Below are 26,208 nucleotides of genomic sequence, written 5' to 3'. Positions count from 1 at the left end.
CGACAGTAGGGATCAAAGCATATGATCCGTACTTCAATTATAAGGCGTTGTTTAAAGAGCGCTCTCAGCGGATTGCAGAGTATGCTGAGGGAACAACTGGGGAAAATGGGTTATGTTTAGCTGATTTAGAAGCTAAATTTAAGGAAGATATACAGCAATTCCTTATAGCAAATAAAGATAAATCGGTGATGGATTATCCAGCGTTGATTGAGACGTTTGATCAAGATCCAGTAGTTAAAAAATTCTTAGAAGATAATCAACCTGCCACAAAGAAAATTAATACCCCTGTTATGATTATTCAAGGTACTGCTGATATGGCTGTTCCATATCCAGTTACAGACGGCTTACAACAAAGATTAGCTGCGTTAGGAACGAAGGTAACTTTTCTTCCAGTAAAAAATGCGAGTCATACTCAAGCAATCGTTGAAAAAAATCCTGAACTTGTAGCATTTATCAAGCAGCATATGCCAGCAAAGTAAAACAGAGTAATTGTTTATTAAGAAATAAGGAGCTTTGGCTCCTTTTTTTCTTGGCTGATGGAGCATTTATACGAATAAAAGAAAAGTTTGAGTCCTTACAATTGTTTAGTTTAAATAAATATTAATATCTTTTTATTTATGTTCTATTGATGGTGTTCACAGTGATAGTGAATAAATCATCAATAAAAGGACATAATGATGGACAGGGTTTTAAAGAATACGCTCATTGCGCTGAGTTGTAGCACAGCATTATTTTTAACAGCTTGTACGCGTAGTACTTATCAAGATGATGATCAACCGCATATTATAGAGCAATATTATATTTCAGAAGAGCCGTATCATTTAGATAAGCTCGATAATGCAAAAACAATAAATATCATGAAGTACAATATGCAAAATGTATTAGGTCAAACAACACAAGCCACTGCATTAGTGATCTTTCCTGAAAAAGAAAAGCCGATAGATGGTTGGCGCGTAGTGATTTGGGAGCATGGAACGGTGGGTGTAGCAGATCATTGTGCACCGAGTTTGTCACCACTCGATAAGGACTTTAGTAGTCTGGCGAAAAATTTACTCTCTACCGGTTATGTGATAGTGGCGCCAGATTATGAGGGGCTGGGTTCTGCAGGTATTCATCCCTATTTAAATTTAGGCAGTGAAGCAAGATCTGCAATAGCTGCAATAAAAGCAGTCAATCAACATTATGCTGGGCAATTGCATGGCGCTTGGATGTCTGTAGGTCAGTCACAAGGTGGACAAGCATCATTGGGCACGTCGGAGTATGCCAATAATGATCCTTTGTATAAGGGGACAGTAGCAGCAGCACCTGCCTCGAGTTTCGGAGAAATTATTTTAGATGTTGCTCCAAATTTATTAAGACAGCTTGAACAGCAAGAAATTGCTGATGGTTTAACAGATCTTGAAAAACGAAGTTCGGTATCCTCATATGCCACACTTTTAGCTTATGTGGCACTGACGGGTATTGGAATACAAGCGTATGAGCCATATTTTCAGTATCGTGATTTGTTTCAAGCGCGGGCAAAACCCATCGCTGCGCTTGCTGATGGGCCAAATGGTTTTTGTTTGCAAAGCAATGATCCTGAACAAAGTTTAGTGCAAAACTTTAAAAAAGATATCATTAGCTTTATGCAAGCTAATCCAGAACAGAGTGTTATGGATTATCCTGGGCTGGATACAGAGGTATTTAGAACTAATGCAGTTGTCACTCAGTTTCTAGCAGACAATGAGCCTGGTACCAAACGCTTGGATAAATCAACCATGATTATTCAAGGTAATCAGGATACAAGTGTACCTTATATGATTACAACTGCATTGGTTGATCGGTTGAAAGAGGATTTAAAGTCACCAGATATCCTCTATGTTTTGGTTGAAGGTGCTGGACATACTCAGGCCATCGTTCAAACAAAAGAACGAGTAATTAATTTTATTAAATTGCATCTGCCTGCAGCATAATGACCGTAAGTTAAGGCTTGACGATCAAAGGAGCATGAGCTCCTTTTTTCTTATCTTATTGTAATTCGGATGGTGAGTTCATAGGCACTATAGCTTGATTTTGTTATAGTGAGCCACCTTGCGAATAAATGTTGAGAAATTGTGGTTAGCTATGTCTAAGGCAGTGAAGTTAAATAAGAAAGTAATTCTATTTTGTGCTTTAGGGGTGATTATTCCTTTAGCTTTGATTTGGCTAAATAAGATTGCAATTGATCATGATGCTGCAAATAAGCGTGAATACGATGAATTAATTCGTAAACAACAAGCATTGATTAAGCCTCAGCAATCGGCAAGTGCAGTTGCCACAACGGAGCAAAGCGCTGCATCAGAAACAACTCAGCCTTAAGTGCTGAGTTTTTTTATGTATGAAGTATTTTTAAAATGAAGAGCACAGGTATAAAAAAAGCCCATTGATTGTTATAAATCAATGGGCTTTTAGAATTTTGGCTCTCCAACCTGGGCTCGAACCAGGGACCTGCGGATTAACAGTCCGTCGCTCTACCGACTGAGCTATTGGAGAATTTGATAGGCATTTTATGCAGCGAAAGCCTTAGCGTCAAGTCACAACATAAGAAAAAATACAAAATGCTAAGTGTTTGTTTTATTTATCATCAATTTGAGTGGATGCTGCTTAAAAAGTGTTTCAATCGATCATTTTAAAGGTTTATAGAGTTTGGCTGAACAATCGGCAATAAAAAAACCCACATTCATAATGATGTGGGTTTTTAGAATCTTGGCTCTCCCACCTGGGCTCGAACCAGGGACCTGCGGATTAACAGTCCGTCGCTCTACCGACTGAGCTATGGGAGAAAAAGTAGATGGCTCTCCAACCTGGGCTCGAACCAGGGACCTGCGGATTAACAGTCCGTCGCTCTACCGACTGAGCTATTGGAGAATCTGATGCGCATTTTATGGATGAAAGTGTAAGTCGTCAACAGCAAAGTGAATGATTACTGTTTGATTGCTTTATAAATGTCCAGTTTTTGATTTTAAATAAAAAAATCACCCTAAATAGGGTGATTTTTCAGAAAAATAAAGGAATTATTTTTCAACACCAGCTGCTTGGCCAGCGTATTTCGCATTTGCATAATCCCAGTTCGCTAAGCTTTCAAGGAAAGTAGAGATGTATTTAGGACGTGCATTACGGAAGTCGATGTAGTAAGCATGTTCCCAAACATCGATTGTTAATACAGCAACTTGATCGTGTGCAAGTGGAGTGTCTGCATTTGAAGTTTTAGTAATTGAAAGTTTACCATTTACTTTGTCAGCAACGAGCCAAGCCCAGCCTGAACCAAACTGAGTTGTTGCTGCAGCAGCAAATTGTTCAGCAAACTGTTCATAGCTACCAAAATCTTCATCGATTTTAGCTGCAAGTGCACCAGTAGGTTTGCCACCACCATTTTGTTTCATACTGTTCCAGTAGAAAGTGTGGTTCCATACTTGAGCAGCATTGTTGAAAATGCCTGCTTTAGATGCATCACCAGCAGATGCTTTGATGATTTCTTCAAGGGTTTTGCCTTCAAGCTCAGTCCCTTTGATTAAATTATTCAAGTTCACTACATAAGTATTGTGATGCTTGTCATGGTGGAATTCTAAAGTTTCTTTGCTGATATGTGGTGCTAAATCTTCATAGCCATATGGAAGAGCAGGTAATGTAATCGTCGTCATGTTCCTAGTCCTTGCTTTTGCTGGGTTACATATATAAGTTGCTCTATTGTAGTAGATTTTTCTCTGCAATAGTGTATGAATAATACAACGATACATAATATCGCCTAAAAACACAGCATTTGCCGAATGGGAAAAACAGCTAAATTAGATCGGATTATTCAATTCATGATAAACAACTTCAATATCAAACTGTTGAGCTAGTGCATTGCCCAAACGCTGTACACCATAGCGTTCAGTCGCATGGTGTCCACATGCGTAGTAGTGGACATTAAGCTCTTCAGCTTCATAAAAAGTTCGCTCACTCACTTCACCTGAAATGTAGGCATCACAGTTTTGTACAGCAGCTTTAGTGATAAAGTCTTGCGCCCCACCAGTACAAAAAGCAACTTTTTTAATCTCAGTTTTATTTGCAGGTAAATGAATCGCCTCAAAGCCTAAGCGTTCAGTCAAGTAGTGTTGAAACTGTTCTGGACTTTGTGCTGAATTTAAATAGCCAATATTACCTATTGGGTGACGTTCAGTCGGATCTAATGCTTCAATATCTTGTAGTTCAAGCAGTTCACTGATCGCTGCGTTATTGCCTAATGTTGGATGAGCATCAAGAGGGAGGTGGTAAGCTACAAGAGAAATATCATTTTTAATGAGCGATTTTATGCGTTGCCCTCGCATCCCCGTAATCGGGTAAGCTTCACCTTTCCAAAAATAACCATGATGTACTAGAAGCAAGTCAGCTTGTTGTTCAATCGCTGCTTCAATTGCACGCTGTGAAGCAGTGACTGCACAAAGAATTTTCTTGACCTCTGGACGACCTTCGATTTGTAAACCATTCGGAGCATAGTCTTTAAATTCATTGGTTTTTAGTTGAAGATTACACCATTGGATAATATCAAGTAAATTTGCCATAATAGTGTTCGAAAACTTGTGAGTTAAAATAAAGCATATTATAGCTATTAACTAAAGCTGAACAATTTTATTTGAGTTTTTTTAGGTATATGATTTTATTTTGATTACAATGAAGAAATTGCGTTTATATCGAATGATTAAATAAATTTTAGAGGAATATATAGTGCGCCGCTCAGTTTCTTGGTTACCTTGGGTGTTACTAGTTGTCGTTATTCTGAGCTTTGTCGCTTGGCAAAAGTATCAACAACCTAAAGCCCCGATTGCTTCTGATGGCGTCAAAATGCCTGCTGAAAAGGTAGAGCCATTGATTGATACTTCACGTACGGGCGGTGTGGTTTCATATAATCAAGCCGTTAAGGTTGCGGCACCAGCTGTAGTGAACATTTTTACTACGCAGAAGTTAAAACAAACAAATCCATTATTTAATGACCCTGCATTTAGAGAGTTTTTTGGTAATCAGTTCCCAGAACGCTCACAGGGAGAAAATGAAAATAGTCTTGGTTCAGGTGTTATTGTTCGTCCCGATGGTTATATTTTGACGAATAATCATGTTATTGCTCAAGCTGATCAAATTGTGGTGAGTTTACAAGATGGTCGTCGTGCTGAGGCAAAAGTTGTCGGTACAGATCCTGGCACAGACTTGGCTGTAATTAAAATCGACCTTGAAAACCTACCTGTATTGCCATTTAAGTTAAGTGGAAATGAGGTAGGTGATGTTGTATTGGCTATTGGTAATCCATTTGGTGTGGGGCAAACGGTCACTCAGGGGATTATTTCTGCTGTAGGTCGTTCTGACTTAGGTATTAATACCTATGAAGACTTTATCCAAACTGATGCAGCGATTAATCCTGGGAATTCTGGTGGTGCATTGATCGATGTTGCAGGTAATCTGATTGGTGTAAACACTGCGATTTTCTCTCAGACTGGTGGTTCACTGGGTATTGGTTTTGCAATTCCAGCTAAAGTTTGTCAGCAAGTATTAAATTCGATTTTAAAAGATGGTCGTGTTATTCGTGGTTGGTTGGGAATTAGTTTACTTCCACCCCAACAAAATGATGTATTAGAACCTCGTAAACCAGGTGTAATGGTTGCAGGGGTAATGAAAAATGGTCCTGCTGCAGATGCTGGTCTTAAAGTGGGTGATAAAATTGTCAAAGTGAATAATGAAGAGATTACCTCTGCTTCACACTTGATTAATTATGTAGCCTTACAAGTGCCAAACAGTGTGATTAAAATTGAAGTGCTACGTGGAAATGAAGTTTTGAATCTTGATGTGACTGTTACTGAGCGTAAAGCTCAAAATAGTGAAAATCAGTTTATTCCACTCCCACAGCGTTAATCATATTTTTCATATAAAAAAGCCTCTCACTGTTAAAGTCGAGAGGCTTTTTTATTAGATCTTTGCAACAACATCTGCGAAGGTACTTTAAGTAGAAAGTCACTCTGGATAATGCTGTTGGGTCATAAAAGATAAAATAGATCTGAAAAAGAGCGGTGTTTGAGCAAGTCTAAGTTTTTTATATCGTAATTATGCTTGGGTAGACAATTTGATGTGATCAAGTTGGGTTATTTAGAGTTTAAAAAAACCAGTGATGAACACTGGTTTTTTAAATCATGCTTAATGTAATACCGCGGTGAGGATTACTTAGTCTTGTTGAATACCCGCAACTAACCAATCTTGGTTAGAACCTGCTGGTTTTACAAAGTGCCAAACTTCAGCAAAAGGTTGTGGCAAGCTGTTGAGATCTTCACTTACTGTACCTGTAAAGCGAACACTGACAACGTATTGACCATTTTCTGTAGCACTTTCAATCACCATGGCATTGAGGTTTGAAAACTCTGCAACGTCTTGGTCTTGGTTGGCCATAATGTCGTTATGCATAGACTGATAAAGATCAGGGGTAAGATAACGGCGAATTTCTTCAACATTACTTGCTGTATTCATGGACTGAATATGGTTAAAACGCTGACGTGCTACACGTAAAAATGCAGCAGGTTCAGTACCATCTGGAAGTTGGTTGCCACTTTGTGCATATGCACCACCTGCAACTGGGGCAGCAGCTGCGCTACCACCTACAGATTGACCAAATACATTGGTGCTTGAACCAGTACTGCGCGGCGCTTGCTGAGCAAATGGTGCTGCGCTCGGACCAGACTGGTTCGGTGCATATGGATTTGAATTAGTTAGTTTTTTTTTTGCGCCAAATTTACGGAAAAGTAAAAATGCAATACCCGCAATTAAAACTAACCAAATCCAACTCGGGATTCCGCCTTTTTCCTCTTGTTGTACAGCAGCTTGCTCTGCACCAGAAGCTGGAGCTGCTTGTTTGTCATCGGCAAGGGCATTGGCTGCAACTGCACCCACTGCAGCACCAGCAACACCAGCAGCAACCATTGAACCTACACCTGGACCTGAACGCTGTGGTGCAGTTGCAGGTTGTTGAGCAGGTGCGGCAGGACGAGCATGTTGATTAGATTGTTGATAAGACTGGCTTGAGTTATTTGAACGACTCATTCCATGACTTTTACCACCACCAGCACGTTTTGCTTCTGCCAAAGGTGCTACTGCCAACGTTGCCATCAATATTGCTGCAACCAAACCACGCTGTCGAACTTGCATTCAGTTATTCCTTGAATAAATTAATATACAGGGCCTATATATGCAGACTTTTGTGTTGAATTTCAATATATAAAATGAAGTATTTATATATTCATTTGATAGAGCATGAGTTTTTAGCCAATGTGTCTATTTACTTAGACCTCATCACAGAGCTGCATCGCTTCAGATAAAGCTTCGTGTAAGCGAGCAACTGCAATAATTTGAACCCCTGCAATGCTTTTTTGCGGTGCATTTCCTTTAGGGACAATAATATATTTAAACCCATGTTTAATGGCTTCTTTAAGTCGTTCTTGGCCGTTGGGTACAGGGCGAATCTCACCGGACAGTCCAACTTCACCAAATACGGCAAGTTGTTGTGGCAAAGCTTTGGAGCGAAGACTCGAGGCACAGGCCAAAAGTACAGCAAGGTCTGTACCTGTTTCGGTAATTTTTAAACCACCGACAACGTTAACATAAACATCTTGTCCTGATGTTTGCACTCCACCATGACGATGCATGACTGCCAGTAGCATGTTGAGTCGGTTTTGTTCTAGACCGAGTGCAACACGGCGCGGTTGAGCATGGGCATCATCGACTAAAGCCTGTACTTCAACTAAAAGTGGACGAGTACCTTCGCGGCTAATCATGACAACAGAACCAGGAATAGCTTCGTCATAGCGGCTTAGGAAAATAGCAGACGGGTTTGCGACTTCTTTTAGGCCTTTATCGGTCATTCCAAAGACGCCTAATTCATTGACCGCACCAAAACGGTTTTTTACAGCGCGAATCATACGGTAACGTGAGTCAGATTGTCCTTCAAAATATAAAACGCAGTCCACCATATGCTCAAGGACACGTGGCCCAGCTAGTGCACCTTCTTTGGTCACATGACCAACAAGAAACAGCGCTGTGCCACTTTGTTTGGCATAACGAGTGAGAAGGGCTGCCGATTCACGAATTTGTGATACACCGCCTGGTGCAGATTGCAGTGTTTCTGTATATAAGGTTTGAATTGAGTCTAAGATCGCAACAGCAGGGCGTAGCTGTGCTAAAACTTCACAAATACGTTCCACACAAGTTTCAGCCATGACCTTGAGATGATCAGTTGGAAGATCAAGACGTTGTGCACGTAGTGCGACTTGCGATAAAGATTCTTCACCCGTGACATATAAGGCTGAACGATGTTCAGACGCCATATGCGTCGCTGTTTGTAATAAAATAGTCGATTTGCCGATGCCCGGATCACCGCCGATTAATACTACGGAACCTGTGACGAGGCCACCACCAAGAACACGATCAAACTCGGAAATACCGGTAGGTAAACGTGTTTCATGTGAGACTGAAACTTGATTAAGTGTCGTGACTTGTGCTGCTTGCCCTGCATAACCCCCTGAAAAATTAGGTTTAGCACGATGAGCAGTCCCAGTTTCTAAGCGAACTTCAATCAAACTGTTCCATTCGCCGCAATCACTGCATTGCCCAGCCCACTTGGGATGTTGGCTACCACATTGTTCGCAACGGTAGGTACTTTTGACTTTACTCATAATGTCATTCACAGCTTTAAAAGATAACGTCAGACAATCTATCAAGTAGGGCTTTAAAATACAATTTCAAAAAAAATAGCGCTTTTCAACTTAGACTATTGGCACATATACTGCTTGTGTGACGGAACGCTAAAATAAAAACAGTAAATGGAATAGATTGGCTAAATAACAGCTGATTGATGAAAGTTTTTGAAAATTTCCTATATTTTCATCAATTTTTCTTTTTTATTTTCTCTATTTTAGGCTACTTTGACTACATGAAATCTGAGAGAAGAATATAACAATGTCAAATCATGAACTCAGTTCTTCTGGGGAATCAGATGAACTCAAACGCAGTTTATCCAATCGACATCTGCAGTTGATTGCGATAGGCGGTTGTATCGGTACCGGTCTCTTCATGGGATCAGGTAAAACAATTAGCCTTGCTGGCCCTTCAATTATCTTTATTTATATGATTATTGGCTTGATGATTTTCTTCGTCATGCGTGCCCTCGGTGAATTGTTGCTATCAAATTTGCAATATCGCTCTTTTATTGATTTATCCACTGATTTAATTGGGCCATGGGCAGGTTATTTTGTCGGATGGACCTATTGGCTTTGCTGGATCACTATCGGTATTGCTGATCTTTCTGCGATTATTTATTACCTCGAGTTTTTTAATCAAGGACAGTCCTTTTCACCCATGGAAGGCGCCATGATCAGTATGGCTGCCATTATATTTATCATGGGTTTAAACTTAATGACGGTGAAGCTCTTTGGTGAGTTAGAATTCTGGTTTGCTTTAATTAAGATTATTGCAATTTTAGTTCTGATCGCTGTTGGTCTATGGATGATATTCATAGGCTTTACCTCAGAACAAGGTGATGTGGCTGCATTTTCAAATCTCTGGAGCTATGGTGGGATGTTCCCAACAGGTTCAGCAGGTTTCTTAGCGGGCTTCCAGATCGCAATCTTTGCCTTTGTTGGGGTGGAGTTGGTGGGTACAACTGCGGCTGAAACCAAAGATCCTGAGCGTAACTTGCCTAAAGCAGTGAACTCCATTCCGATTCGAATTATCTTTTTCTACGTGTTCGCATTAATCATTGTGATGTCTGTAACACCATGGAGCCATATTGATCCTAAAGTTAGTCCATTTGTAAACTTGTTCAGTCAAGCAGGGATTGCCGCTGCAGCGATTATTATGAACTTGGTTGTACTATCTTCTGTGATGTCATCAATGAACAGTGGTGTATTCTCAACTAGCCGTATGTTGTTTGGTCTATCACGTGAAAACCAAGGCCCAAAATCATTTGGTGTTTTGAATAAGCGTTTTGTTCCTTCAAATGCATTGTATTTCTCTGGCGTTTGTTTAGTCGCTGGTGCTGGATTACAGTATTTGGTTCCAAATACCATTGAAGCATTTACGCTGGCAACGACATTATCAACAGTATTATTTATTTGTGTGTGGCTCATTATTATGTGGAGTTACATCGTTTATTATAAAACTCGTCCAGATTTACATGCGAAATCAGTTTTTAAAATGCCTGGTGGTGTTTTGATGTGCTGGGTGGTGATTGTATTCTTTATTGGCATGATCGTTGTATTAGGCTTAGAAGCTGATACTCGAAAAGCATTAATGGTCAGTCCAATTTGGTTGTTAATCTTGCTGATTGGTTATCTCGGTTTTTATAAAAAACGGGCTAAATAAGTCAGACCACACAAAAAACACCAGCTTTAAGCTGGTGTTTTTAATTTAAGTATCGCTTTTGTGTTTTTAGCCGTTGGGGATGGGTTTTGATCAAGGTATACTGATGTAAATTCAACATATAGGTGATCAGATGCGTCATATCCTTGGTTTTACAGGTTTGTTGCTTACCACACTGCTGGTTGGCTGTGGTCAATCTGGTAATTTACAGCTCACAAGTGATCCAAACTACGATAAACGTGCGCGTTATCTGCTGCATCCCAATGTTGATCTTGCTTCTCAAACTCAAGGCAAAAATGCTCAAGCTGCGCAGCAAGCGGCAGCTTCTGAGGTTAACGAGATTCAATAATTTTTTATACGACTTTTGGAAAGGAAGACTTCATGGGGTTTAGTCGCATTAATGGCGTATTGCATGCAGAACAGTGTGCATTAGATGATTTGGCACAGCGTTTTTCTACACCCTTGTATGTGTATTCAAAAGCAACCTTAGAACAGCACTATCTATCTTTAGATCAAGCATTTGATTATATAGACCACCAGATTTGCTTTGCGGTGAAGTCAAACTCAAATATTGCTGTGCTCAATGTGTTGGCCAAATTGGGTTCAGGTTTTGATATCGTCACAGGCGGTGAGCTTGCACGTGTATTAGCAGCAGGTGGTGAGCCAAGTAAAATTGTCTTTTCAGGTTTAGGCAAGACAGAGGCTGATATTCAAAAAGCGCTCGAAGTGGGCATTGCCTGTTTTAATGTTGAGTCATATGCTGAACTTGCACGTATTGAGAAAGTTGCAGCAGCAATGAATGTACAGGCGCCAATCTCACTACGTGTCAATCCAGACGTCGATGCAAAAACTCATCCCTATATTTCGACCGGTCTAAAAGAAAATAAATTTGGTATTCCTTCCGATAATGTCTTAGAAACTTATCAATATGCTCAAAGTTTGCCACATTTGAATATTGTGGGTATTGATTGCCATATTGGCTCTCAACTGACTGAAACCCAGCCTTTTGTCGATGCACTAGATCGTGTTATTGGTATGATCGAACAGCTAAAAGAGTTGGGTATCACATTTAAACATATCGATATTGGTGGTGGATTAGGTGTACGTTACCAAGATGAAACACCGCCAAGTTTTGCAGAATATGCCAATGCAATGCGACCAGCATTAGAGAAGCTTGGTCTTAAAGTTTATATGGAACCAGGCCGCTGTATTTCAGCAAATGCAGGGGTGTTATTAACTCAAGTTGATCTACTTAAACCAACAGAACATCGCAATTTTGCTGTGATTGATGCGGCAATGAATGACATGATTCGTCCTTCTTTGTACCAAGCTTGGATGGATATTCAAAATGTACAGACCCGTCCAGTTGCAGAGGTCAAAACATGGGATATCGTGGGCGCGATCTGTGAAACAGGTGATTTCCTAGGTAAAGATCGAGAGTTAGCCTTAGAAACCAATGATTATTTGGCAGTTTTTGGGGCTGGTGCTTATGGCTTTGTGATGAGCTCTAACTACAATAGTCGAGGTCGTGCTGCAGAAGTGATGGTTGATGGCGATCAAGTGCATTTGATTCGTGCACGTGAACCGATAGAATCACTTTGGCAAAATGAATATTTATTACCTGCGGAGTAAAGCACAATGTTGTTAGAGTTCACCAAAATGCATGGCTTGGGCAATGACTTTATGGTGGTTGACTTAATCAGCCAGCGTGCCTTTTTAGATCCTGCAACGATTCGCCGTATGGCGGATCGACATTTTGGCGTGGGTTTCGATCAACTACTTATTGTTGAACCACCAGATTATCCTCAAGTCGATTTTAAGTACCGTATTTTTAATGCAGATGGTAGTGAAGTTGAACAGTGTGGTAATGGCGTACGTTGTTTTGCACGATTTGTTCATGAGCGTCGTTTGACCAATAAGACTAAACTTAAAGTTCAGACTTCTTCAGGGATTGTAGAGCCTGAATTGGGGCCAAATGGTTGGGTTCGAGTTAATATGGGCTATCCGAAATTTCAGCCGACTGAAATTCCATTTGTGACGCAAGAAACAGAAGCGTTATATACCCTTGAGTTGAAAGATCAACAGCAGTTGAATATCGATGTGGTGAATATGGGGAATCCTCATGCAGTGACCATCGTCAACGATATTTTAACTGCGGATGTGGAAAATATTGGCCCTCAAGTAGAGTCGCATGTGAATTTTCCTGAGCGCGTCAATGCTGGGTTTATGCAAATCATTGATGAAAGCAGTATTCGTTTGCGTGTATTTGAACGTGGTGTCGGTGAAACTTTAGCGTGTGGTACTGGCGCCTGTGCGGCAGCAGTTTCAGGCATTCGCCGTGGATTATTGTCTAATCAAGTCAAGGTTGAATTGGCTGGTGGTGTCTTACAAATTGAATGGCGAGAAGGCGATGTGGTTTGGATGACAGGTCCGACCAGCATGGTTTACGAAGGCCGTTTAGACCTGAGCTATTTTCAAGGTTAAGGGCGAGTCAGGTTAAGTATGTCTAACACATTGGGAGAGGCAACGATGAAAATTGGTGCGATGCAACTACTCTCAATGTGGATGAAGCAGCTTGAGCTTCAAAATCAGTCTGCACATACTCTTGATGCTTATTTTCGTGATGTCACTGCTTTTATTGACTTTTGTTATAGTCAAGATCTTGAGTTAAATCAGGTTGAAGCAGCTGACTTACGTCAATATCTGGCTTTTAAAGTTGAACAGCAACAACTGAGTGCAAGCAGTTTGCAGCGTCATTTAAGTTCAATTCGTCAATTTATGAAGTGGGCAGAGCAGGGCAAATATCTGTCGATGAGTCCTGGTGATGATTTTAAATTAAAACGCCAATCACGACCTTTGCCTGGTCTGATTGATATTGAGACGATCCATCAAATTTTAGATCAAGCACCACCTGATGCTGTCATTGAACAGCAGCTCTGGGTGCGTGACAAAGCGATGCTTGAGTTTTTTTATTCAAGTGGGCTGCGTTTGGCGGAATTACAAGGCCTTAACTTTAACGATATTCATCTTAATCGTCTGCTACTTAGGGTAACGGGTAAAGGCAATAAAACCCGCGTTGTTCCGTTTGGACAAAAAGCGAAAGATGCATTATTGGAATGGATTAAAGTCTACCAACTGTGGTTGGGAGAGTTTAGTGCTGAAAATGCAGTTTTTATCAGTCAAAAGGGTATGCGTCTTACTGCGAGACAGATTGAAAATCGAGTTAAGTCTCAAGCCTTACGTGCCGGCGTTGGTGTAGATTTACATCCGCATTTATTGCGCCATTGTTTTGCAAGCCATATGCTCAGTAATAGTGGTGATTTGCGTGCAGTACAGGAAATGTTAGGTCATCAAAACTTGACCACTACCCAGATTTATACCCATATTGATTTTGAACATCTCGCACAGGTGTATGACCGAGCACATCCGCGTGCCACTAAATAAGAGTTATCTACAACACAGGTTCAGCATCATTGATCGATCTAATCCTACAAAATTGTTGAAGCTTTAAAGTATTCCTCAGACTTGTTTATATAAAAAATGTAAGCAATATATCTCATTTGACAGACAGATAATGAAAGTTTGTATCGTGAAATTGCAAAAAAATCATGTGGTTTTTTACTGAACAGTATTGATGTGGTTTGATTTAATTTTTTTGAAAAAATGTTAAAATTCAAACAGTAAATACCATGAATAGCCTTATAATTTAAATTTCAAGCAGATTCTTTCTTAGACGATGAACTGTAGGTTCAGTTTTTTTACTGCTTTTTTAAGGCACTTTTGCGATTTGTGACTTGACCGAAATGCCAAACACACTGCAAGATAGGGCACCTAAAAAATTTAACTGAAGGGTTATCATAGCCTTTCACAACATTTAATTTGCTAAAACAGCCGAGGACTACATGAAGGCTCTTGTTGCAGTAAAACGTGTGGTAGATGCCAACGTTAAAGTCCGTGTGAAGTCGGACAATAGTGGGGTTGACTTAACGAACGTTAAAATGTCAATTAACCCATTCTGTGAAATCGCTGTTGAAGAAGCGGTTCGCTTAAAAGAAAAGGGAACAGTATCAGAAATTATCGTTGTCTCTATTGGTCCTAAAGAAGCCCAAGAGCAAATTCGTTCAGCAATGGCATTGGGTGCGGATCGCGGTATCTTAGTTGAAACTGCTGATGACATCGGTGCATTGGAAGTTGCTAAAATTTTAAAAGGCATCGTAGAACAAGAACAACCTCAGTTGATTCTTCTTGGTAAACAAGCAATCGATGATGACTCCAACCAAGTTGGCCAAATGCTAGGTGCTTTACTTGGCGCAGGCCAAGGTACTTTTGCTTCTGAAGTAAAAGTCGAAGGTGACAAAGTTCAAGTAACACGTGAAATCGATGGTGGTTTACAAACCGTTGAACTTACATTACCTGCAATTATCACAACTGACCTACGTCTCAATGAACCACGTTATGCAGCTTTGCCTAACATCATGAAAGCACGTAAAAAACCGCTCGATACTAAATCTCCTGCAGATTATGGTGTGACAACAACAACTAAACTGAAAACAGTTAAAGTTGAGCCACCAGCAGAGCGTAAAGCAGGCGTACAAGTGAAGTCAGTTGATGAGCTTGTAGAAAAATTGAAAAATGAAGCGAAAGTGATCTAATACGGAAGGATAAAATCATGAGTATTTTAGTTATCGCTGAGCACGACAATAAGACACTAAATGGTGCAACTTTAAACGTTGTTGCTGCAGCTCAAAAAATCGGTGGTGATATCACTGTATTGGTTGCTGGTGCTGGTGCACAGGCAGTTGCTGATGCTGCTGCTAAAGTGGCTGGTGTAAGCAAAGTATTGTTGGCTGATAATGCTGCTTATGCAAACCAATTGGCTGAGAACGTTGCAGCACTTGTTGCAGATTTAGCTAAAAACTACAAACATGTATTAGCTGCATCTACAACTACAGGTAAAAACATTTTACCTCGCGTTGCGGCTTTACTTGATGTCAGCATGATTACTGACATTATTGCAGTTGAGTCTGCCAATACGTTCAAACGTCCGATTTATGCAGGTAACGCGATTGCAACTGTACAATCTGATGAAGCAGTTGTAGTGGGTACTGTTCGTGGTACAGCATTTGATGCTGTAGCAAGCGAAGGTGGCTCAGCTGCTGTTGAAGCAGTTGCTGAAGTTAAAGACGCAGGTATTTCTAAGTTTGTTGCTGAAGAAATTGTAAAATCTGAGCGTCCTGAGTTAACTGCTGCACGTATCGTTGTTTCTGGTGGTCGCGGTGTTGGTTCAGGTGAAAACTACCACACTGTACTTGATCCATTAGCAGACAAGCTTGGTGCTGCACAAGGTGCTTCACGTGCTGCTGTTGATGCAGGCTTTGTACCTAACGATATGCAAGTTGGTCAAACAGGTAAAATCGTTGCACCTGACTTATATATCGCTGTAGGTATCTCTGGTGCAATTCAGCATTTGGCTGGTATGAAAGATTCTAAAGTGATCGTTGCGATCAACAAAGATGAAGAAGCGCCAATCAACGCTGTTGCTGATTATTGGTTAGTTGGCGATTTAAATGCTGTAGTGCCTGAGTTGGTTACTAAGCTTTAATCTTGCATTACTGATCAAGATCAAAAAACTGCTCCTATTCGGGGCAGTTTTTTTATGTCTGCTCATTGAGCACAGAGTATGATGCGATGGGCAACAATATGCATCAGCATGGCTTTAAAGCGTATTTTAGGCGCTTAGGTGGCGTATTGTTGTGCATATTGATCATAATTTAACATTTGACCTGTCCTTGCTTTGGTTAAAACAAAGTTTGTCTAATCAATGAGCAAATATTTTATATAAAATATAACAAGATAGTCCTTAGCCAGCAGCCAATATGGTAGATAAATATGCTATAATTTTTCGCTATAATTCTCGAATTAGCGCAGTTATTTTTAGCTAATTTTTTGCATGATTATTTAAATAAATCAAGCACTACACTTACTTGTAATAAGGAGTATGCATGAGCGTATCGGAAACTAGACCGATTGCCATTGAAGATGAGCTCAAGCACTCATATCTGGATTATGCAATGAGCGTGATTGTGTCACGTGCATTGCCTGATGTGAGAGATGGTTTAAAACCTGTGCATCGCCGCGTATTATTTGCGATGCATGAGCTAGGCAATGACTATAACAAAGCGTATAAAAAGTCTGCTCGTGTTGTCGGTGATGTAATCGGTAAATACCATCCACATGGTGATTCAGCTGTTTATGAAACCATTGTCCGGATGGCACAAGATTTCAGCTTACGTTATCAACTCATTGATGGCCAAGGTAACTTTGGTTCAGTAGATGGTGATAGTGCGGCGGCAATGCGTTATACCGAAGTCCGTATGCGCAAATTGACCCATGAAATACTGGCTGATTTGGAGAAGGACACCGTTGATTGGGAAGATAACTACGATGGCTCTGAGCGTATTCCTCAGGTTATGCCAACGCGTATTCCTAATCTATTAATTAACGGTGCAGCCGGGATTGCAGTGGGTATGGCGACCAATATGGCGCCACATAACTTAACTGAAGTTATTCACGCTTGTTTGGCTTATGCTGATAATCCGAATATTAGTATTGAAGGATTGATGGAGCATATTTCAGGCCCAGATTTCCCTACAGGCGGTATTATCTACGGTAAATCAGGCATTGTAGATGCTTACCGTACAGGTAAAGGTCGTTTGCATATTCGTGGTAAATATCACTTCGAAGAAGATCAAAAAACTGGTCGTACAACGATTGTATTTACTGAAATTCCTTATCAAGTGAACAAAGCAAAAACCATTGAGCGTATCGCTGAATTGGTCAAAGAGAAGAAGCTTGAAGGAATCTCTGAGTTACGTGACGAATCTGATAAAGATGGGATGCGTATTGCGATTGACTTAAAGCGTGGTGAAAACGCAGAAGTTATCGTTAACAATCTATTCTTGCAAACGCAATTAGAAAATTCATTCAGCATTAATATGGTGTGTCTCGATAATGGACAACCTAAGCTGATGAATCTTAAAGATATCATTGCTGCGTTTATCCGTCATCGTCAAGAAGTTGTGACTCGTCGTACGATGTACGAACTACGTAAAGCGCGTGAGCGTGGTCATACTTTAGAAGGTTTAACGGTTGCATTGGCAAATATTGATGCCATTATCGAAACCATTAAAACTTCTGCCAACCCAGCTGAAGCGCGTGAACGCTTACAAGCAGGTGAATGGGCGGGTGGCGGTGTTATTGCTTTACTGGAAAAAGCAGGCTCAGTTTCTATTCGTCCAGATGAGATTGATGGCGAAGACCCAACACGTCCATTTGGTTTAGAGGGTGATATTTATCGTTTATCACCAGCTCAGGTTTCCGCGATTTTAGAATTGCGTCTACATCGCTTAACAGGTTTAGAACAAGACAAGTTATTGGCTGAGTATGAAGAAATTCTGGGTCAAATTGCAGAATTGACTGCGATCCTTAATGACTTCAATTTATTGATGAATGTGATTCGTGAAGAATTGGCAGTAATCTTGCAGCAGTATGGTGATGGACGTCGTACCGAGATCGTTGAATCACGTATTGATTTCTGCCGTGAAGATCTTATTCCTGAAGAGCAAGTGGTGTTGACCGTTTCTCAAACTGGATATGCTAAAACACAGCCACTCTCTGACTATGCAGCACAGCGTCGTGGTGGTCGTGGTAAATCAGCAACAAGTATGAAAGATGATGATTTTATTCAACATTTAATCGTTACATCGAACCATGCTACGGTACTTTGCTTTACCAACATTGGTAAAGTGTATCGTCTAAAAGTATTTGAAGTGCCACAAGCATCACGTGGTGCTAAAGGTCGCCCTATGGTGAACCTATTGCCACTTGATGAGAAAGAAACAATTACTGCAATTTTACCTGTAATTGATGCACCGAAGAAATTTGTAGAACGTTTCGCTGATTTTAAAGCTTTTGTACAAAGTAATGCAGCGCATTTACAAAATAATGCTGTAGTTCAAGCACATTATACTGAACTACAAAATGCATTAGCGCTTTCTGAAGATCAGGCTGAAGAATTAGCAGCTGATGTTACAGCTGTGCTAAATTCAATTCAGCAAGAATTTGATGTGACTGATCTTGAAGATCCGATTATTGCTGATTTTGCACAACAAGCAGATAGCTTACCGAAAAACTTCTATGTCTTCATGGCAACAGCTTCAGGTACAGTAAAACGTGTGGAACTGGATCAGTTTAGTAATGTCCGTTCAAATGGTTTGCGTGCAATTGAGCTAAATGAAGAAGATACGCTGATTGGTGTAGCAGTTACTGATGGTGAACAACAGATCATGTTGTTCTCGAATGAAGGTAAAGCCATTCGTTTTGCAGAAAGCGATGTACGTGCAATGGGGCGTACAGCCAAAGGTGTACGTGGTATGCGTGTTACGCTTGCTGCAGCACAAGCTGAAGAAGTTGAAGATCAAGAGGTTGAAGGCGAGGATGATGAACAATCAGATTCAACGCTGGTGAGCCGTATTGTATCTTTGGTTGTTGTTCCAGCGACGGGTGAAGTGTTGTGTGCTTGTGCCAATGGTTATGGTAAACGTACACCAGTGGATGACTTCCCAACCAAGAAACGTGGTGGTAAAGGTGTTATTGCAATTAAGACCTCTGAACGTAATGGTGAGTTGATCGGCGCTGTTTCAATCGATGAAAGCAAAGAGTTAATGCTTATTTCTGATGGCGGGACTTTAGTTCGTACTCGTGCTGCAGAAGTTGCGACAACAGGACGTAATGCACAAGGTGTGCGTCTTATTCGTCTAGGTCAAGAAGAGGTTCTAGTCGGTGTTGTATCGATTGAAGCTGTAGAAGATGAAGATGAATTGATTGAAGACGTCATTGATGTGGTTGAACAAGTGACTGAAACTGAAAATACTGAGAGTGACACTCCTGTAGATCAGTCAGATCAAAGCTAAAATTAAGTAGATTAAAACGGCCGTCCATGTGACGGCCGTTTTTTTTAATCGATAACAGTGCTATTTACTTTGAGGTGCTGTGTTTCTTTGTTCAGTATGATGCAAATGGTAGAGTTTCCATTCTTCGATCACTTGCCCATCGGGGAGTTCACAGTAGCCAACTTCACCTTCTGCTTCTTTTTTAATGCTTAATTTACCGCCAATTTTCTCACAATAGACGCTGGCTGGATTGGCCATGCCGATTTTCATGGATTCTGCTTTGTGAGGCGTATTTGCACAGGCACTTAAGCCGATGATTGAAAATAAGCTGCCAGCAATAAGAAGTTTCTTGATCATTTTATACTCGTTATGACATAAATTAAAACTTAGGTTGTTATGGAAAATTTTATCTTATTATCAATAAAATATAATTTCTTTATGTAACAATAAATCAGAAATTAGTCTTTCTCGTTTAGGATAGCCTCATTGTAAAATTGACGTTATTTCAACGCATAATAACTCATGATTTTGTATCTTTGCTTGATGATGCTGTAAGCAATAAATCGAGGCCCATTACAATTTTTTAAGGAATGAACATGACAATTGCAAAATATCTTAGAAATACTTCAATCCTATTTTTTGCGATCAGCACACCTGTTTTTGCACATACGCCTCCCACACAGCCAAGTCCAGTTAGCACAGCTCAGGCTCAGCAATTAAGCGAAGTACTATTTGAAAATGTACGAATTTTTGATGGTAAATCTCAAAAACTTTCCACAGCAGTCAATGTATTAGTGCGTGGAAATCAGATCCAAGAAATTTCAAGCCAACCGATCAATGTTGCAAGCCATGTTAAAGTGATTCAAGGTCAACAAAAGGTACTGATGCCTGGACTCATTGATGCACATTGGCATGCGATGCTAGCTGCATTACCGCCAACACTGATGATGACCGCAGAAGTCGCTGATATTAATTTTATAGCAGCTCAAGAAGCAAAGAATACACTGATGCGTGGTTTCACAAGTGTACGTGATTTGGGTGGGCCGGTTTTTTCGTTAAAGCGAGCGATTGATAAGCAGATGGTTGATGGTCCACGTATTTGGCCATCAGGTTCGATTATTTCACAAACAGGTGGTCATGCAGATTTTCGTATGACCTATGAAGTTCCTTCTGCAACAAATGGTGGATTGAGTCGCGGTGAAGCTTTGGGTGGTGGGATTGTCGCAGATGGCGTAACTGAAGTACTCAAACGGACACGTGAGCAGCTCATGCTGGGTGCATCGCAAATTAAACTTGCAGCAGGTGGGGGAGTTTCCTCACATTATGATCCGATAGATGTTGCTCAATATACTGAAGAAGAGTTCCGTGCAGCAGTGAATGCTGCTGAAAACTGGGGAACTTATGTCTCTGTACATGCGTATACACCGAAGTCGATCCAAACCGCATTAAAAGGCGGGGTAAAAGTGATTGAGCATGGTCAACTGTTAGATGAAGCAACAGCAAAACTTATGGCCCAAAAAGGGGCATGGCTCAGTTCACAAGCTTTTATTGATAATGAATTTGCTAACCCTCAAGTGGGTGAAAACCGTGAAAAACAAAAACAAGTTCAAGCAGGTACTGATAAATCTTTTGAATTGGCAAAGAAATACAAGCTGAAAGTTGCGTGGGGAACCGATATTTTGTTTAACCCTAAAATGACGAAGAACCAAGGTGCGCTGTTAACCACAATGACACGCTGGTATCAACCTGCAGAAGTGTTAAAAATGGCAACTTCAACCAATGCAGAATTATTGGCACTCTCAGGTGAACGAAGTCCTTATAAAGGCAAATTTGGTGTAGTTGAAACAGGTGCGATGGCTGACTTATTGCTGGTTGATGGTGATCCGATTACAGACCTAAAATTATTGGCAGATCCAAATAAAAATCTCTTGGTGATCATGAAAGATGGCGTGATCTATAAAAATATTTTGAATAAATAAATGGTTAAATGAAAGCATTTTCATTGATCATAAATAGGCAGAGACTTGAGTATATTGTGGCTAAAAATGATTGATCAGCTGGGTGTATTTAACATGAGTTGATGTCTGATTTTAAATAGTCATGAGAAACAAGTCATTGATGATGTAAATGCCACTGTAGCTTTTCACTACAGTGGCATTTTTGTCATCATGTAAGTAGGTGAAATGAGGCTATGCCAAAGTTTAAAAGTTTCATTATTTTGTGTCTATAACACAGTAAAGGGCGCATTCAAGCTCAATATGAATAAACCCTGAATATGGATGAAGATGAAGCTAATTTACTTACGATTATTGTTATGAAGACTAGATCCAGCACCAGCACCGACAGCACCACCAATTGCAGCACCTTTAGTGCCGCCAACTTTACTGCCTACAGCTGCACCTGCTGCTCCACCCACTGCACTTGCAGCAGCATTACCATTTGAACCACCTTGTGCCTTACTTCCAGCGGCGCCACCCACACCACCTCCAATAGCAGCCCCAGTTGTACCGCCAACTTTATTTCCGACAGCGCCACCCACACCACCACCAATGACCGCCCCAGTTGTTGTACGTTTTGGTTGGGTGTCTACAGCGATACAGCCAGATAGGGCTGTGATTAAATAAGTAACAGTTGCTATAGCAAATTTATTTTTCATATCAATAGCCTATAATTAGAGTTAATTTATATTATCAAGTTTGATAAATTTTTTTTATCATTTTTTGATCGGTTTTATCAATTTTAAAAATTACTTGAATTACTATATTTTGGACAAAAACATAATTAAATTAAATGCTTAATTGTGTTTTTGACATCAATACAAACTAGTTGTTTGAGTAATAATAATTGTTAACTCATTCATACAATAACAATTTTTTTCGATATAAGTCATAGGAAAGATAATGAGTATTATTCAAGAGTTTAGAGAATTTGCTGTCAAGGGTAATGTAATGGACCTCGCTGTAGGTGTCATTATCGGTGGTGCATTTGGGAAAATTATCGACTCCATGGTTAAAGACATCATTATGCCCTTAGTTTCTTGGGTGTTAGGTGGTGATGTTGATTTCTCTAGTTGGTTCGTTGTACTAGGCGATAATCCTAAAAATATTACAAGCTTAGCAGCTGCACAAGCTGAAGGTCTGAACATCTTTGCTTATGGTAACTTCCTCACCGTCGCAATTAACTTCTTCTTATTAGCTTTAGTGGTCTTTGCTTTAGTGAAAGGAATGAATAAATTACGTAATCAACAACCAGCACCGGAGCCAGCACCAGCCGCTACTCCTGAAGATATTGAATTGTTACGTGAAATTCGTGATGAATTGAAAAAACGTTAAGTTTAAATTTTAACAATGTTGTTCAGCTGCAATGCTGAACACAATAAAAACCTCTAAATTCAAAATTGTTTAGAGGTTTTTTATTTTAAGCATTCTTGGTCGGCAAGCTAGATAAACGACGATACGCCCAGACTGTAGTGATTAATGCAATCAAGATCAAATATCCAAGTTTAGTAAGTACATCGCTTGTTGGAACACCCATTTGATTAAGCTGAATAAAGAGCTGAATTCCCTGAGTAGAGGGGAGTATTTGCCCAAAGCTGGCTAATACCTCTGGCATAGCAGCATGAGGCCAAGCGACTCCTGATAAGAGCAGGAGTGGGATTGAACTAAACACCATGATATGTCCGGCACGTTCAGGCACATCAAGATATGAAGCCAGCAATAAACTCAGTCCAACAACAGCACTGATAAATATCGGTACTGCAATAAGCATTGCCCAAAAATTGCCACCACGTGGATAATCATATAACCAAAAACTAAAGCCAAATAAATAATAACAGCCAAAACAACCAATACTAAGTGCGGCCATATAACAACCACTAAACCCAGAAAAACTCATGACTTGCTTTTGAACACGATATCCAGCGATTAACATGCCGAGTCCAATAAATAAGGTTTGATGAATAATCAAAGGGGAAATCGCAGGAAAAATATAACTGCCATAACCTGAATAAACATTAAATAATGGAATTTGATGGATGGGTAGATGAGGTGAAAAATGCGAAAACTCAGTAAAGCGTTGTAATTGTTGTTGAATGGCATGTTCAATTGAACTTGCTAGACCACTACCGATTTGTTTGGTTTTTAAAAAATTAGTGGCATTTAAATAAAGTCCCACTCCGCCGATTTCACCACGTGCCAGGCTTTGCGAGAGGTTAAAGGGCAGTAATAATATAGCATCAGCCTTTTGTTGTTTGACTAACATTTCTGCTTCAGCAAAATTCGCCGTCACTGCCATGATTTGAACTTTCGGGCTTTTACTCACCTCAGTAACAATTTGCTGGCTAATGATGCTCTGTTCTTCATCTACAATGACCACAGGTAGATGTGTGGCTTGCTCTGCTTTGTAGGCGGTGGGATAAAAAAAACTATAAAAAACCACTGACAATATCAGTGTGGTAAAAATCGCACTATTACTCACAATATCTTGTAAGGTTTGTAGGTATGCCTGCACAAAAGCCTTCATGTTACGAGCTCCTTGTGTTTTAGCGATTTAGCAATTAGTAATGCACAAAGCAAAGCAAAAATACATAGAAATAACGCGATAATACCCAATTGTGGCAAGGAGCTCATCAAAGGACTGGCCATTGCCCATTGTTGGGTTTGCAATTTTGCATATGGAGTATAAGGAATAAGGTCAGCCCAAATTTGAGTAAAAGCTACCGCATTATTGACGGGAAGGGTAACACCCGCAAAGCTTAAAGAAGAGCCACCATAAACAGCAATCACACCAAAACTCTTACTTAAGTTGCGTGTAGCCAAGACAATACAAGCACTGATATAGGCATAGGCATAATAAAATACAAACTGTGCAACTAAGATAATCCAGAGTTGTCCTGCAATGAACCAACCTCGTATAACCACCATCCAGTACATCCAAGCCCAAGTCCATAGACAAAAAATCAGGACATAAACCAGAATCTTTGCATTTAACTCTTTGAAGGTTGTCGCAAGTGTCGTTGGCGCTGCCAATGAATGCTTCGAATTTAAGTAATGATGTCCAATGCTAAATGCGACACAGCAACAGAGTAATAAATGCAAAATGGCAGGAACCATGAGAGGCTGCAAATAAAACTCATAATTGAGCCCTGGGTTATATAGGGGTGAAATTTTAACGTGTGCGGTAGGTATATTAATATCTGGAATGTGCTGTGCAAGATAATCTTCACCCATATAGGCTGCGATCGCTTGTAGTGTGCTAAGTGACATAGCTGATGAAATACTATTACCAACACTAAAATAACTGAGGTTATAGGCAATAGCGATACCCGCATCATCTGCATGAACTAAGCGTTGTTCTGCACCCTCTGGAACATAGACATAGCCCCAAATTTTAGTTTGGTTGATTTGACGTTCAACTTCAGTCAGGTCCGTTGTTTTTAATACAACATCAACTGTTGTATTTAAGCTCAGACGATGTTCAATTTCATGACTGAGCTGACTATGGTCTTGATCAACAAAAGCTATAGGTAAATGCTCAGCTTTTCCCTGATAGAACATGCTGGCAAGCATAATAAGCAAAAGCAAGGGAACAAGCGTTACCATGGCCAGATCCCAACGGTGATTGGCTAGATAACGTAGTTCTCGAAGCATGCTGGCAAACATTAAACTTTGGCCTTAACTTTAAATAATACACTCATCCCACTTTTAAGCTCAGCAGTAGGCTGAGTAGGGCTTAAGTGGAGTTTAAAACTTCGAATATCATAACCACCTGTTTGTCTTGTAGTTTTGATGGTAGCAAACTCACCCTCAGCCTCAATATGATCGATTTTAAAGTTAATCGTACGGTTAAGCGCGGGCACAAAGCCTTCTAAGCTTTTAGCCTGATAGACTTGAGCATATTGGTCTTCACGAACATTTAAACTGACCCATGCATGCTGACTTTCAATAATGCTTAATAGGGGTACACCTATTCCTACAAATTCAGATACTTTGCCATAGGTTTTTGAAATTTGACCATCAACAGGAGAGCGTAAGGTGGTTTCAGCTTCTAGAGCACTGGCTTCATTGACAGCGGCTTGAGCGATTTCAACTTGTGCATCGGCAGTTGATTTTTGTTCAACAGTACTGCCACGTTTGGCACGGGCATATTGTTGATAAGCTGCCATGCTCATTTGCTGTGCTGAAATGGCAGCAGCTTGCATTTCATCACGACGTTGTCTTGAAATCACGCCTTCTTGATATAGCTTGGCACCCCGTTGATAGGTGGTTTGAGCGAGATTTTCTTGAGCCTTTAAACTCTGCCAATTTGAATAGAGGGTTTCAATATTTTCCTGCTGGGATCCTCGCTCAGCAGTGGATTGTAATGCCATAGTTGCTTGCAAGCTGGCCAGTGATTGTTGTTTTTTTGCTTCAATTTCAGGACTATGTAGGCGAACAAGCAATTGGCCCTTATTGACCATTTGACCTTCTTTGACTAGAAACTCTTCGATACGACTCGGTAATTTAGTGCTGACATGTACTGTTTCAGCTTCAACTCGTCCTTGTAATTCAACCCACTGCGGTTGGTAGCTTTTCCAAAGTCCAAAAGCAACTAAGGTAAAAAGTGCGAGAACGATTAGGAGTAAAATCAATTTCTTAATTTTAGCTGACCTAGGTTCAGATGGATTAGACGCAGATGGAGCACCGGGTTCTGAGGTTGATGTTTTTGTATTGGGTTCATTGCTTACAGTTTTTTTGGTCTGATCCGTTGAGTTCTCTGTCGTCGTCACATCTGGTTCAGTGGAATTGACTGCTGCTGTTTGACCTGATTGGGTAGGTTGATCATCTGCTGTTGGAGTAGAGTTTTGATCGCGAGAGGATGCTTGTGTCAT

General features: G+C 40.3%; 23 protein-coding genes and 3 tRNA genes. 14 read left to right on the top strand and 12 right to left on the bottom strand.

Annotated features, from left to right (window positions below; genetic code table 11):
- The 3 genes from Aru01_RS09475 to Aru01_RS09465 all read left to right on the top strand — a co-directional run.
- The coding region (locus Aru01_RS09475; RefSeq protein WP_042111294.1) for an alpha/beta hydrolase family protein at positions 1 to 479 on the top strand (479 nt) is incomplete at its 5' end.
- A gap of 198 nt (positions 480 to 677) precedes the next feature.
- A complete protein-coding gene (locus Aru01_RS09470; RefSeq protein ID WP_016656959.1) occupies positions 678 to 1,952 on the top strand; it encodes an alpha/beta hydrolase family protein in 1,275 nt (424 codons plus the stop codon).
- A 151-nt stretch (positions 1,953 to 2,103) separates the two neighbouring features.
- The gene (locus Aru01_RS09465; protein WP_040331248.1) at positions 2,104 to 2,337 is read left to right on the top strand and encodes a hypothetical protein; all 234 of its coding nucleotides are present in this window, start codon (positions 2,104 to 2,106) and stop codon (positions 2,335 to 2,337) included.
- A 98-nt stretch (positions 2,338 to 2,435) separates the two neighbouring features.
- Here the strand turns inward: Aru01_RS09465 and Aru01_RS09460 are convergent.
- The 5 genes from Aru01_RS09460 to Aru01_RS09440 all read right to left on the bottom strand — a co-directional run bounded on the left by Aru01_RS09460 (position 2,436) and on the right by Aru01_RS09440 (position 4,562).
- A tRNA-Asn gene (locus tag Aru01_RS09460) sits at positions 2,436 to 2,511 on the bottom strand.
- Between the two features lie 214 nt (positions 2,512 to 2,725).
- Positions 2,726 to 2,801 (bottom strand) — tRNA-Asn (locus tag Aru01_RS09455).
- Positions 2,802 to 2,810: 9 nt separating this feature from the next.
- Positions 2,811 to 2,886 (bottom strand) — tRNA-Asn (locus tag Aru01_RS09450).
- A gap of 146 nt (positions 2,887 to 3,032) precedes the next feature.
- A complete protein-coding gene (sodB, locus tag Aru01_RS09445) occupies positions 3,033 to 3,659 on the bottom strand; it encodes a superoxide dismutase SodB (protein ID WP_016656957.1) in 627 nt (208 codons plus the stop codon).
- A gap of 144 nt (positions 3,660 to 3,803) precedes the next feature.
- Positions 3,804 to 4,562: a Nif3-like dinuclear metal center hexameric protein gene (locus Aru01_RS09440; RefSeq protein ID WP_016656956.1), complete on the bottom strand. Its 759-nt coding sequence runs from the start codon at positions 4,560 to 4,562 to the stop codon at positions 3,804 to 3,806.
- 163 nt (positions 4,563 to 4,725) lie between these two features.
- On the opposite strand from Aru01_RS09440, the gene Aru01_RS09435 reads away from it, so the two are divergent.
- Complete coding sequence (locus Aru01_RS09435) at positions 4,726 to 5,901, top strand: S1C family serine protease (protein WP_016656955.1); 1,176 nt, start codon at positions 4,726 to 4,728, stop codon at positions 5,899 to 5,901.
- 306 nt (positions 5,902 to 6,207) lie between these two features.
- Here the strand turns inward: Aru01_RS09435 and Aru01_RS09430 are convergent, their stop codons facing one another.
- Both Aru01_RS09430 and radA read right to left on the bottom strand, forming a co-directional pair.
- Positions 6,208 to 7,182, bottom strand: a complete 975-nt coding sequence (locus tag Aru01_RS09430; protein ID WP_016656954.1) for a Tim44 domain-containing protein — start codon at positions 7,180 to 7,182, stop codon at positions 6,208 to 6,210.
- Positions 7,183 to 7,316: 134 nt separating this feature from the next.
- Positions 7,317 to 8,705 (bottom strand): DNA repair protein RadA, encoded by a 1,389-nt coding sequence (radA, locus tag Aru01_RS09425; protein WP_016656953.1) that lies wholly within the window; start codon positions 8,703 to 8,705, stop codon positions 7,317 to 7,319.
- Between the two features lie 283 nt (positions 8,706 to 8,988).
- On the opposite strand from radA, the gene Aru01_RS09420 reads away from it, so the two are divergent.
- The 8 genes from Aru01_RS09420 to gyrA all read left to right on the top strand — a co-directional run bounded on the left by Aru01_RS09420 (position 8,989) and on the right by gyrA (position 19,361).
- Positions 8,989 to 10,392 (top strand): amino acid permease, encoded by a 1,404-nt coding sequence (locus Aru01_RS09420; protein ID WP_016656952.1) that lies wholly within the window; start codon positions 8,989 to 8,991, stop codon positions 10,390 to 10,392.
- A 130-nt stretch (positions 10,393 to 10,522) separates the two neighbouring features.
- Positions 10,523 to 10,738 carry a hypothetical protein gene (locus Aru01_RS09415; protein WP_016656951.1) on the top strand — a complete coding sequence of 72 codons (216 nt, stop codon included), beginning with the start codon at positions 10,523 to 10,525 and terminating at the stop codon, positions 10,736 to 10,738.
- 32 nt (positions 10,739 to 10,770) lie between these two features.
- A complete protein-coding gene (lysA, locus tag Aru01_RS09410) occupies positions 10,771 to 12,021 on the top strand; it encodes a diaminopimelate decarboxylase (RefSeq protein WP_016656950.1) in 1,251 nt (416 codons plus the stop codon).
- 6 nt (positions 12,022 to 12,027) lie between these two features.
- Positions 12,028 to 12,873, top strand: coding sequence for a diaminopimelate epimerase (gene dapF / locus Aru01_RS09405; protein WP_016656949.1), 846 nt, complete (start codon positions 12,028 to 12,030; stop codon positions 12,871 to 12,873).
- Positions 12,874 to 12,918: 45 nt separating this feature from the next.
- On the top strand, positions 12,919 to 13,833 hold the full coding sequence (locus tag Aru01_RS09400) for a tyrosine recombinase XerC (RefSeq protein WP_016656948.1): 915 nt from the start codon (positions 12,919 to 12,921) through the stop codon (positions 13,831 to 13,833).
- Between the two features lie 458 nt (positions 13,834 to 14,291).
- Positions 14,292 to 15,041 (top strand): electron transfer flavoprotein subunit beta/FixA family protein, encoded by a 750-nt coding sequence (locus tag Aru01_RS09395; RefSeq protein WP_016656947.1) that lies wholly within the window; start codon positions 14,292 to 14,294, stop codon positions 15,039 to 15,041.
- 17 nt (positions 15,042 to 15,058) lie between these two features.
- Complete coding sequence (locus tag Aru01_RS09390; RefSeq protein ID WP_016656946.1) at positions 15,059 to 15,991, top strand: FAD-binding protein; 933 nt, start codon at positions 15,059 to 15,061, stop codon at positions 15,989 to 15,991.
- A 400-nt stretch (positions 15,992 to 16,391) separates the two neighbouring features.
- Positions 16,392 to 19,361, top strand: coding sequence for a DNA gyrase subunit A (gene gyrA, locus Aru01_RS09385; protein WP_016656945.1), 2,970 nt, complete (start codon positions 16,392 to 16,394; stop codon positions 19,359 to 19,361).
- Positions 19,362 to 19,421: 60 nt separating this feature from the next.
- On the opposite strand, the gene Aru01_RS09380 is transcribed toward gyrA, so the two are convergent.
- Positions 19,422 to 19,697, bottom strand: a complete 276-nt coding sequence (locus tag Aru01_RS09380; protein ID WP_016656944.1) for a putative hemolysin — start codon at positions 19,695 to 19,697, stop codon at positions 19,422 to 19,424.
- A 239-nt stretch (positions 19,698 to 19,936) separates the two neighbouring features.
- Here Aru01_RS09380 and Aru01_RS09375 point away from each other — a divergent pair, with 239 nt between their 5' ends.
- Positions 19,937 to 21,319 carry a metal-dependent hydrolase family protein gene (locus tag Aru01_RS09375; RefSeq protein ID WP_016656943.1) on the top strand — a complete coding sequence of 461 codons (1,383 nt, stop codon included), beginning with the start codon at positions 19,937 to 19,939 and terminating at the stop codon, positions 21,317 to 21,319.
- A gap of 317 nt (positions 21,320 to 21,636) precedes the next feature.
- Here the strand turns inward: Aru01_RS09375 and Aru01_RS09370 are convergent, their stop codons facing one another.
- Positions 21,637 to 21,996 carry a YMGG-like glycine zipper-containing protein gene (locus Aru01_RS09370; protein ID WP_016656942.1) on the bottom strand — a complete coding sequence of 120 codons (360 nt, stop codon included), beginning with the start codon at positions 21,994 to 21,996 and terminating at the stop codon, positions 21,637 to 21,639.
- Positions 21,997 to 22,240: 244 nt separating this feature from the next.
- Here Aru01_RS09370 and mscL point away from each other — a divergent pair, with 244 nt between their 5' ends.
- Positions 22,241 to 22,672: a large conductance mechanosensitive channel protein MscL gene (mscL, locus tag Aru01_RS09365; protein ID WP_016656941.1), complete on the top strand. Its 432-nt coding sequence runs from the start codon at positions 22,241 to 22,243 to the stop codon at positions 22,670 to 22,672.
- 85 nt (positions 22,673 to 22,757) lie between these two features.
- Here the strand turns inward: mscL and Aru01_RS09360 are convergent, their stop codons facing one another.
- From Aru01_RS09360 to Aru01_RS09350, 3 genes are read right to left on the bottom strand one after another with little or no spacing between them, the layout of a single operon-like run.
- Positions 22,758 to 23,861: an ABC transporter permease gene (locus tag Aru01_RS09360; RefSeq protein ID WP_016656940.1), complete on the bottom strand. Its 1,104-nt coding sequence runs from the start codon at positions 23,859 to 23,861 to the stop codon at positions 22,758 to 22,760.
- Positions 23,858 to 25,000, bottom strand: coding sequence for an ABC transporter permease (locus Aru01_RS09355; protein ID WP_016656939.1), 1,143 nt, complete (start codon positions 24,998 to 25,000; stop codon positions 23,858 to 23,860). Before Aru01_RS09355 ends, Aru01_RS09360 begins: the two co-directional genes overlap by 4 nt.
- Complete coding sequence (locus Aru01_RS09350) at positions 25,000 to 26,208, bottom strand: HlyD family secretion protein (protein ID WP_016656938.1); 1,209 nt, start codon at positions 26,206 to 26,208, stop codon at positions 25,000 to 25,002. Before Aru01_RS09350 ends, Aru01_RS09355 begins: the two co-directional genes overlap by 1 nt.

Origin of the sequence: Acinetobacter rudis, from assembly GCF_000829675.1 — a bacterium.
In the GTDB taxonomy this organism is placed as follows: Bacteria; Pseudomonadota; Gammaproteobacteria; order Pseudomonadales; family Moraxellaceae; genus Acinetobacter; species Acinetobacter rudis.
This window is presented reverse-complemented; position numbering and strand designations above follow the sequence as displayed.